Annotated in this window: 9 protein-coding genes; all 9 read left to right on the forward strand. The window is 46.2% G+C overall.

Translation table 11 applies throughout. The annotated features are described in order from the left end of the window. Positions 1–124 precede the first annotated feature (124 nt). Entirely contained in the window at positions 125–622 is a 498-nt protein-coding gene (locus tag L5M40_RS10210; protein ID WP_263176114.1) for a Tfp pilus assembly protein FimT/FimU, read from the forward strand. Further along, on the forward strand, positions 612–1166 hold the full coding sequence (locus tag L5M40_RS10215) for a type II secretion system protein (RefSeq protein WP_263176113.1): 555 nt from the start codon (positions 612–614) through the stop codon (positions 1164–1166). The genes L5M40_RS10210 and L5M40_RS10215 overlap by 11 nt, the downstream gene beginning before the upstream one ends. Further along, the gene (locus tag L5M40_RS10220; RefSeq protein WP_263176111.1) at positions 1166–2038 is read left to right on the forward strand and encodes a PilW family protein; all 873 of its coding nucleotides are present in this window, start codon (positions 1166–1168) and stop codon (positions 2036–2038) included. Before L5M40_RS10215 ends, L5M40_RS10220 begins: the two co-directional genes overlap by 1 nt. Then, on the forward strand, positions 2028–2507 hold the full coding sequence (locus L5M40_RS10225; RefSeq protein ID WP_263176110.1) for an MSHA biogenesis protein MshP: 480 nt from the start codon (positions 2028–2030) through the stop codon (positions 2505–2507). Before L5M40_RS10220 ends, L5M40_RS10225 begins: the two co-directional genes overlap by 11 nt. Continuing rightward, positions 2497–6231 (forward strand): DUF6701 domain-containing protein, encoded by a 3735-nt coding sequence (locus tag L5M40_RS10230; RefSeq protein ID WP_263176109.1) that lies wholly within the window; start codon positions 2497–2499, stop codon positions 6229–6231. The genes L5M40_RS10225 and L5M40_RS10230 overlap by 11 nt, the downstream gene beginning before the upstream one ends. A 340-nt stretch (positions 6232–6571) precedes the next feature. Continuing rightward, positions 6572–7621, forward strand: a complete 1050-nt coding sequence (locus L5M40_RS10235; protein ID WP_105251284.1) for a rod shape-determining protein — start codon at positions 6572–6574, stop codon at positions 7619–7621. A gap of 44 nt (positions 7622–7665) precedes the next feature. Next, positions 7666–8670 carry a rod shape-determining protein MreC gene (gene mreC, locus L5M40_RS10240; RefSeq protein ID WP_263148058.1) on the forward strand — a complete coding sequence of 335 codons (1005 nt, stop codon included), beginning with the start codon at positions 7666–7668 and terminating at the stop codon, positions 8668–8670. Continuing rightward, positions 8670–9158, forward strand: coding sequence for a rod shape-determining protein MreD (gene mreD, locus L5M40_RS10245; RefSeq protein WP_105251286.1), 489 nt, complete (start codon positions 8670–8672; stop codon positions 9156–9158). Before mreC ends, mreD begins: the two co-directional genes overlap by 1 nt. A 2-nt stretch (positions 9159–9160) precedes the next feature. Continuing rightward, positions 9161–9766 (forward strand): Maf family protein, encoded by a 606-nt coding sequence (locus tag L5M40_RS10250; RefSeq protein ID WP_263176108.1) that lies wholly within the window; start codon positions 9161–9163, stop codon positions 9764–9766. Positions 9767–9870 lie beyond the last annotated feature (104 nt).

Raw genomic sequence — 9870 nt, forward strand, 5'->3', positions numbered from 1 at the left:
AAAATACGGTTCTTACATGATTTTAAATAAATGAGTCCGCCAAATTTACCGACATTTATTTGCGTTAATCATATAGTTGACAGAAACTGAACCTAGCACTTGAAATCAGCAATTAACCCGAGCGATGCTTAACTTCTCTATGTCAAAACAGGCCGGATTTACTTTAGTAGAATTAGTAACGACCATCATCTTGATTTCAATTCTTGCTGTGGTTGTACTGCCACGCCTGTTTACTCAGTCTTCCTACAGTGTGTATAGTTTACGTAACGAGTTCATTAGCGAGCTGCGTCAAGTACAGCAAAAAGCGCTCAATAATACCGACAGGTGTTTTCGTGTAACCGTTTCTGGCACTGGCTATCAAGTGAGTCAATTCTCTACCCGAAATGGGGCGGTTTGTTCTGGTACCGCATTATCGCCAAACCCGCTTTATACCCAAGCTTTTCAAGGTGGTGCTCAATTAGTGCTAGTAGGCCCTAACAGTACTAATATCAGCAACTTCAGCCTCGATTTCGATATCGATGGTAGCACTTCGTTGGCTTGTAATGGGCCATGCATTAATGTGATTGCTAATGACACTGTGATGATTAACGTCTCCTCCGAGGGCTATATTTATGCGAATTAATCCTCGGTTGCTATTGGGCAAAGCATCAGTAAAAGCATCCAAAAAAGCCAAACCACAGCAGGGTTTTACCCTTATCGAATTAGTGATTGGCATGCTGGTGATTGCCATTGCGATAGTGATGCTAACCAGCATGTTATTCCCCCAAGCTGATCGTGCGGCCAGTACCTTACATAGAGTACGCAGTGCTGAGCTTGCACATTCGGTGATGAATGAAATCTGGGGTAAACGTTACGATCAAAACACTAATGCCAATGGTGGCACACCAGCCTGTGGTAGTCCGCTCGGTAGTAATTGTTCAACGTCATTAGGCCCTGAGTTCGGTGAGAGTCGTAACAACTTTAACGATGTGGATGATTACAACGGCTTAAATGAAACCGCGACTATGCTCAATTCGACCCAAACCTATGCAAATGCTTATCCTAACTATCGCTTAAGCGTCACCGTTGCTTATGGCGCAGTGTCCAATACTAAGCTAGTGACGATTAATGTGACTACGCCCGACAACGAAGTGATTACTTACAATATGGTGAGGAGTAATTACTGATGGCCTCACCTTTATCTGCGGTTAATAAAAAATCCACACTAGGTTTTACCTTGGTCGAGATGGTCACTGTTATCTTGATTCTGGGGATTCTCGTGGTCGGGGTGAGTAGTTTTATTATTTTTGGTACGCGGATTTTTGTTGAGTCGAGTTCAGTCGATCAAGTGCTAAGTCAGAGCCGTTTTGCCGTTGAGCGAATGACCCGTGAGTTGCGTAGTGCCTTGCCTAATAGCCTGCGAGTTAATACCGATTCGCTGACCTATCAATGTGTTGAGTTTGTGCCTATCGAAGCCAGCACGACTTATCTAACTATGCCAATAGTGCCAGCTGCCGCCGCGAGTACTGGGATAGTTATTCTAGATAATACCGCGAGTGCGATTCGCGTGAATCAATTTGCTTGGATCTATCCCTTGATTGACGCCGATGTGTATAGCAGTACGCGACAAAAACGAGCACAGGTTAAAACGATTGCGACTTCGCCTTCCCCTTTGGAGCATCAAGTGACGCTGACGTTTACTGCGCCAACACGTTTTGCTGAAGCATCACCACGGCAGCGAATCTATTTTGGTTCAAATCCTGTGAGTTATTGTTTTGAAAAAGAGCCAAGCGGTAATGATTTGCAAATCGTGCGTTATGCTGGTTATAACTTTAATGCCGTTCAGCCAAATCCTGCCGCTATGCCTGCCACTATGGGCTCGGGCGTGCTAATGGCGCAAAGTGTGGCAAATGTTTTAAATAATGGTGCTGATTTACCGCTGATTTTAACGCCATCTAGCCTAGTGAATAATGCTATGGTGCATTTACAACCGCGGTTTAATGTAAATGGTGAGACGTTCCAATACCGACATCAAGTGCAGGTGATCAATGCCCCTTAATTCACATTGTCGCTCGGTAGGGCGTAACTCAGCATCCAGATCATCACTATCAAGATCGTCCTCTCACGCTCTGCCTGCGCGTCAACGCGGCAGTGCATTGATTATTGGCGTATTTGTGATCACTGTGATGTTTCTACTGGCGTCAGCCCTGATCAATATTGTGCAGGATGGGGATACTGGATTAACCCAGGAGGTGTGGGGGACGCGTGCCTTTGCCGCCGCGAACAGTGGCGCCGATGCCGCATTGGCAACATTATTCCCATTAAATGGTTCAGTTGGCATTTGCCCTGTAACGAGCACTTGGAATCCTCCTAATGTAACCGGTTTCCATGTCTGCACTGTGACCTTGACGTGCAAAGCCTATGCGGTAGGTACCACCACCCAATATCGAATCAACAGTAAAGCAGTATGTGAAAGCGGCGAGACCCGTGTTAGCCGACAAGTTGAGGTAGAAGCTCGTGGGAATTAATCTTTTTTATCGTGCCATATTGGCAGTACTTATTTTGAGTTTTCCCTCGTCAGTGATGGCATTCGACCCTATTGATCAGAGTGTGATTTTTGCCAAAGTTGCTCAAGGGCATCATGGTGATTACTCAAACGTGTGCCGTCAGATATCATCGCCACAATTAATGATAAATGGTAATGGCATCATTAATGGTACTGGTGGTGCTGCATTAGATTATTGCTCGAGTAACGATGGCAGTGGGCTTTCTAATAACAGTTGTGATAACGGTACAGGCGGAGTGCGGAAATGCACTATCGATGGCAGTGATATTCGAGGTTTAAAATTAACTGGGAGTAATGCTTTTTTATCGAGTAGTGGTGCTGGTGGCGGTTATGGTTCTTGTAATACTGGCGAGCAATTAACGCTTGGTGGTAATGGGCAAAGTCAGTTTAGCAATGTTTCGCTTTATTCTGCTTGTACTCTGACTCTATCGGCAACTCAAAATGAGTATCGATTTAACACTATCGCTATTGGAGGCGGCGCGACACTCGTTTTACCTGAAGGGGACTATTGGGTAGATAGTTTTACTTTGAATCAAGATGCTAAGGTGATTTTGCAAGGCAATGTCCGCATTTTTATAAAGCAACAGTTTGAATTAAATGGCAGTAAATTCAATGAAAATAATGCTGCTTCTGCTCTTATTATTGGTTATAGCAATATTCAGCTAAATAGTGATGCTGTACTCAATGGGCGAGTTTATAGCGATGCAACATTAAGTCTAAATAATAACTCGATTATCAATGGCCGAGTCACCAGCCGTTATTTGGTTATGAGTAGTGGTCGTATTAATGATTATGTACCGGTATTACAGTGTTTTAATGACACTTTCTCCCAAAGTGCATTAAGCAGTGATTGGGTCGTTTCCCGTAGCAGTGGCACTTTTACTCCATCTATTCGAAGTGGTCGATTACGCTTAAACGAAGCTAAATCTGACCAATCTACGGCATCTACCTATCAAAGACTCTTTCCTGGAAAAGCTAACTTAGTGGAGATCCAGTTTGATCACTATGCCTATGGTGGCAATGGTGCCGACGGCATTGCGGTAGTGTTATCGGATGCTTCTATAACGCCGCAGCCTGGCGCCTTTGGCGGTCCATTGGGTTACGGTTATAAACCTGGTATTAATGGGTTCGCGGGTGGTTGGCTTGGGTTTGGTATTGATGAGTTCGGTAACTTCTCCGGTGAAGGCGGTAGTTCTAATGTCGGTCAGCGACGCCAGTCCGTTGCGGTTCGCGGTTCGGGTGTCGGCACGTCAGGGTATAATTATTTACGCGGCGCTTGTAGTAATGGCACTACTAATACGAACGGTAGTTGCTTATCGCCTGCGGTAGACGGCAATAATGTGTCGCCTGCACACAGGTATAAAATCACAATTGATTCGCAAGCCGCGAATCAATCTATTGTGAAAATTGAGCGTAATACAGGTTCTGGTTTTGTGACTTTAGTTCCCGCATTTAACGCCGCAGCACAAAATGGTCAGGCGGCCATTCCAAGTGATTTTTTATTGTCTTTAACGGGCTCAACGGGGGGCTCAAATAACAACCACGAAATCGATAACGTGCAAATTTGTGCGTTAAAATCGAATCCTATTGGTGCTCAGATCGATCATTTTGAGTTTGATCATACGGGTCAAGGTCTGACCTGTAATGCTGAGACGGTAACGATTAGAGCCTGTGCAAATGCGAGTTGTAGTCAACTCTTTACTGCACCTCTTAGCGCAACCTTATTACCTGATTCTGCGGCAGATGGCGTATGGGTTGGCGGTAATCAAGTGAGTTTTAGCGGTGGCACAGCGCAACTGCAACTGAGGCGAAATACTCCCGGTGTAGTGACTTTAGGCGTGAAGGGCTCTAATCCCACCACCAAACCCTTAAGCAAAACCCTTTGCCGTATTGGCAATGGTGGCTTGAGTGAAAACAATTGTTCACTCACCTTTGCCGACAGTGGTTTTGTATTCGATGTACCCGATAAGCGTGCGAATCGCCCCGAGCAAGTGTTAGTCAAAGCGGTGAAAAAATCCGATGTGACGAAGCAGTGTATCCCAAGCTTCCAAAGCCAGACCAAAACGCTGAATTTCTGGAGCAGTTACCAAACGCCAAGCGCGCCTATCTCGTCTAAAGCCGTCACCATCAACAATACGGCAATTGGCACCTCGAGTGTCTTGCCTACGGCGGTGAACCTGCTGTTTGATACCAACGGACAAGCAAGCATTTCAGTCAATTACCCTGATGCAGGTAAATTACAATTAGATGCAAAATATACAGGTACTGGTGATGAACAGGGCTTAGTCATGGCAGGTTCAGACCAATTTGTCAGCGTACCAGCGGGATTGTGTGTTAAGCCTGTAGATGCCAATGCTAGCTGCTCAAGCGCGAATATGACGTGTAATGTTTATCGTAAAGCGGGTCAAACCTTTGGTATGACGGTGCAAGCGATGGCATGGGAAAAAGATGGCGATCCGGACTTTTGTTCGGGCAACTTACCCACGCCTAACTTTAGTGATGCGCAGATGAAGCTTGCCAGTAAAGTCGTTGCGCCAAGCATTGCCAACGGCGGACTTGATGGGGCGTTAGGCGTGGCATCCTACAGCCACTCGGCGCAGGCCAATAATCTCAATACCATCAGCAATCAGACCATCAGCGAAGTTGGAGTATTCCAAATTGCAGCGCAGGCGAGCCCAAATTATTTAGGGACGGCAAGCAGCTTAAATATTCCAATTGGATATTCAGCTAATATTGGCCGTTTTGTGCCCGATAGATTTTTAGTCAGTAACGTATCGGTCATACCTGCCTGTGGCGGCTTTAGCTATATGGATCAGCTGTTCCCTATGTCGATGGAGCTCAGTGCTTTAAATATCGCGGGGGATATAACGAAAAACTATTTCCCGCCATTTTCCCTCGCCACTGCCAAATTAGTGGGAGAAAATAACAATAATGGTGTCGATTTACAGAGTCGCTTAAGTGCCTTACCTATAAAGGCTGAAAGTTGGAATCAAGGTGTGGCGACGGTCGATGCTTCTTACCAAGCTAACTTTAGTCGGGTGACCCCAAATGTGGCGACGAATCTGTATCAGGATGGTCCCTTCGAGCTGCTCGATATTGGCGTGCAATTGATGGATAACGATCCTCGGCCGAATGGGCTTTACAGCTATGTGGCCTCACCAGACATGGATGCGGCATCTACAGGCACTTGCACTAACTGTAATGCTAAGAAAATCAGCACTCAAACCCTTCGTCATGGCCGTGTGGTGATGGATAACACCTATGGTCCTGAGACAGAAATACTGCGTATGCCGACTCGAGCCGAATATTGGAATGGCAGCAGCTGGGCCTTAAATACTGCCGATAACTGCACAACGGCAGTGTATGCTTTGGGTTCGCAGGTTGATCATTCCGCTCTGGGTTACAATTTTGATCCCGACTTAGTGGCGGGGCAAAGTGTTGTGCGTTCTGGCGGGACTGCAACATTCCAAGTTGGCCAATTTGAGTTGCTCTGGCAAGCCGTCACAACAAGTGGGTTGCCATACCGAGGTCAAGTGACAGCGCCCTTGGATGTGCAGCCATGGCTAGAATGGTACTGGAATTGGAATGGCGTATCGCCAACAGCGGTCACTGAACCGCGGGCAAGTGCGTATTTTGGTCGTTATCGAGGGCATGACAAAATAATCTATTGGCGTGAGGTAAACTAATCTGAGTTATTTCTCTCATTAAATTGAACTCAGGCTTTCCCTTGAAATGGGCTGCCATTTTACTTATTAGAAGTCGACGAAAACGCTTGTAACAGATTCTAAATGCAATGCCTTAGTTTGATATTTGTTGCTGAATTGTGTGTTTACTCGTTTTTTGTTGCTGATATTTTCGTCAATAAACAGTATTTTCCGCTTAAATACTGTTTTTTACGTGGCGATTTGAAAAAAAATCACTTCATTAGCGATTGTTAACCTCCTCGGTCTTGTGGAATCAGGGTGGCATTGATAAAGTTAGCTGATTTTTCTTTTCTTCTGACTCCACAGAATACAGGCTAGTTACATGTTTAAGAAGCTACGCGGCATTTTTTCTAATGATCTATCGATCGATTTGGGTACAGCTAACACATTAATTTATGTTCGTGGCGAAGGCATAGTCCTCAATGAGCCTTCTGTTGTTGCTATACGTGGTGAGCGTAGTGGCTCCGGTCAGAAATCTGTTGCCGCGGTCGGCACAGAAGCTAAACAAATGCTAGGCAGAACGCCTGGCAATATCCAAGCTATCCGCCCAATGAAGGACGGTGTTATTGCAGATTTTTATGTGACGGAGAAAATGTTGCAGCACTTTATTAAACAAGTGCACAACAATAGCTTTTTTCGTCCAAGTCCACGCGTGCTTGTGTGTGTGCCCGTTGGTGCCACTCAAGTAGAACGCCGTGCTATTCGTGAATCAGCCATGGGCGCTGGTGCTCGCGAAGTGTATTTAATTGAAGAACCAATGGCAGCTGCGATTGGTGCGGGTTTACCCGTATCTGAAGCGACTGGCTCTATGGTGGTGGATATCGGTGGTGGTACCACTGAAGTCGCGATTATTTCACTTAATGGTGTAGTGTATTCGTCTTCAGTCCGTATAGGCGGTGATAAGTTTGATGATGCGATCATCAACTATGTCCGCCGTAATTACGGGAGTTTGATTGGTGAAGCTACGGCTGAGCGTATCAAGCACACTATCGGCACTGCTTATCCTGGCGATGAAGTGCTCGAGATCGAAGTCCGCGGCCGTAATTTGGCAGAAGGTGTACCTCGTAGCTTTACACTGAACAGTAATGAAATTTTAGAAGCCTTACAAGAGCCATTATCTGGCATCGTAAGTGCTGTGATGGTGGCGTTAGAACAATCTCCACCAGAATTAGCTTCAGATATTTCTGAGCGCGGTATGGTGTTAACTGGCGGCGGCGCTTTATTGCGTGATTTAGACCGTTTATTAATGCAAGAAACCGGAATTCCTGTAATGGTGGCGGACGATCCATTGACCTGCGTAGCACGTGGCGGTGGTAAAGCCCTCGAAATGATTGATATGCACGGCGGCGATCTGTTCTCCGAAGAAACCTAATTTAACTTCGGTATGGGGCGGTTAATCACCGCCTTAGCTTTCCTATGAAGCCAATTTTTGTTCGTGGTATTTCAAACCAATTCCGTCTGACACTGGCAATTATTTTGTCGGTGGCTTTGCTCGTGGCTAATCATCGCCTCGATCCTGTACGGCAATCGTTATCCTCTTTCTTTAGTCCATTGCAGTATTTAGCGAGCGTGCCCGGTGTTGCGCTTGACTGGTCGTCTGAAAGTTTTGCCACCCGCAATATGTTAGCGTTGCAAAATAAAGAGCTGCTCAGGCAGCAACTGCTGATGAGTGAACGCTTACAGCGTTTCGAACACTTACGCCAAGAAAATGAACGTTTACGCGCACTGTTGGGCTCACCAGCCTACCTTGATTCGCGCAAAATGGTGGCTGAAGTATTGGAGGTTGCTAGCGATCCTTTCCATCACTATGCGGTGCTAAACCATGGTTCACGCAGTGGTGTATTTGTTGGGCAGCCTGTGGTCGATGCCCAAGGGGTTGTTGGCCAAGTGGTACAAGTCAGTGAAATGACCAGTAGGGTGTTATTGCTCTCCGATGTATCACACGGATTACCTGTGCGTATCACCCGTAATGATGTGCGCCTTGTTGCCAATGGTACGGGTGAGTTAGATGAAATAGAGCTGCGCCATGTGGCCAAGAGTACCGACATTCGTGTCGGCGATTTGCTGGTCACCTCAGGTTTAGGGAATCGTTTCCCGGAAGGTTATCCGGTCGCGCGGGTTATGGAAGTGTTGACTGAAGATGGTCAAAGTTACGCTCGAGTCACCGCCCAGCCTTTAGCGGCGTTAGATCGTATTCGTTATTTATTGTTGATTTGGCCATCCCCCGATTCTGGTGTGACTTTACCGAGTCAGCCTACCGTGCCTGCTGCGGATCATTCATCGAGCGATAATGTATCAAAAGCAGATAGCGCTGTTCCTGCTGGCGGAAGTGTCACGCCTGCAGAGGCTTCTAAACCTGTGACCGCGCCTGCGACCAAACCGTCAACGGAAACCACTCCTCCTGTGGCTGAGGTGCATTAATGAGTTTTCAGGCCGCCAATGGGCGCTTTATTGTTTGGGTGACATTATTTATCGGCGTGATCAGCCAGATCATGCCTTTGCCAAGTGCTGTTGATGCTTGGCGTCCAGACTGGCTATTAATGATTGTTCTCTATTGGTCTATCGCATTACCCCACAGATACAACATCTTAACCGCATGGGTTTTAGGCCTAGTCTTAGATATTTTATTGGGAGCCACCTTAGGTGTGCGCTCTTTAGCCATGTCTTTGGTTATTTATATCGCTATCTTGCATTGCCAGCGTTTGCGAAACTTCCCTCAATGGCAGCAGTCGTTAGTGATCATGCTACTGATTTGTATTTATCACTTAGTGATTTACTGGGTGGAATTTGTGATGCAAGAGGCTGTTTTCAAAACGGATCTATTTTTACCTGCGATTTCAGGATTAGTGATCTGGCCTTGGATATTTTGGATTTTACGTCGGGTTCGACGTCATTATAAGGTTCGTTAACTGTGGATTTAGTTTTAGCTTCAACTTCGCCACGTCGCAAAGAATTATTGGCACAGATTGGATTCGGTTGTCCTGAGTTTAGTTTCACGCAAGTGGCACCGGATATTGATGAAACTGTGCAACAGGGCGAAGCGCCAAGGGATTATGTACGACGTTTAGCCGCTGAAAAAGCCCAAGCTGGACTGGCATTATGCGCAGATATGTCACAGCCTGCTGTATTAGGTTCTGATACTATCGTGGTGCTTGAAAATCAAATATTAGGCAAACCGCTGGATGTGGCCGATGCTAAGCAAACGCTCAGTGAACTGTCTGGCCGAACGCATACTGTGATGACGGCTGTGGCACTGACCTACAAAGCAGGCGAGTCTGACTCAATCTTAAAAACCTCAGTGCGCTTAGTTGAAACACAAGTGCGTTTTTGCGCTTTATCGACAGCTGACATTGAGGCTTATGTGGCTTCAAAAGAGCCCATGGATAAGGCGGGCAGTTATGGCATTCAAGGACTTGGCGGTTGCTTTGTGGCTGCAATTGAAGGCAGTTATTCTGGCGTTGTAGGTTTACCTCTGGTTGAAACGCGTGAGTTGTTAGCCGAAATTGGTTTTATTTAACTGCTGCTGGTTGCTTATATTGCGATTTTGGCTTGAGGTTAGAATGAACCTTATTGGCGTTTAGGGCTCTGAATCGAGTACTCCAATGACGTTGACCTTGTTCC

The sequence above is a fragment of the Shewanella sp. SM68 genome, from assembly GCF_025653925.1.
In the GTDB taxonomy this organism is placed as follows: domain Bacteria; phylum Pseudomonadota; class Gammaproteobacteria; order Enterobacterales; family Shewanellaceae; genus Shewanella; species Shewanella oncorhynchi.

What these genes read in the sequence shown, in the direction of transcription:
- L5M40_RS10210 (WP_263176114.1), top strand. Translation starts at nt 125, where the DNA reads ATGCTTAACTTCTCTATGTCAAAACAGGCCGGATTTACTTTAGTAGAA.
- L5M40_RS10215 (WP_263176113.1), top strand. Translation starts at nt 612, where the DNA reads ATGCGAATTAATCCTCGGTTGCTATTGGGCAAAGCATCAGTAAAAGCA.
- L5M40_RS10220 (WP_263176111.1), top strand. Translation starts at nt 1,166, where the DNA reads ATGGCCTCACCTTTATCTGCGGTTAATAAAAAATCCACACTAGGTTTT.
- L5M40_RS10225 (WP_263176110.1), top strand. Translation starts at nt 2,028, where the DNA reads ATGCCCCTTAATTCACATTGTCGCTCGGTAGGGCGTAACTCAGCATCC.
- L5M40_RS10235 (WP_105251284.1), top strand. Translation starts at nt 6,572, where the DNA reads ATGTTTAAGAAGCTACGCGGCATTTTTTCTAATGATCTATCGATCGAT.
- mreC (WP_263148058.1), top strand. Translation starts at nt 7,666, where the DNA reads ATGAAGCCAATTTTTGTTCGTGGTATTTCAAACCAATTCCGTCTGACA.
- mreD (WP_105251286.1), top strand. Translation starts at nt 8,670, where the DNA reads ATGAGTTTTCAGGCCGCCAATGGGCGCTTTATTGTTTGGGTGACATTA.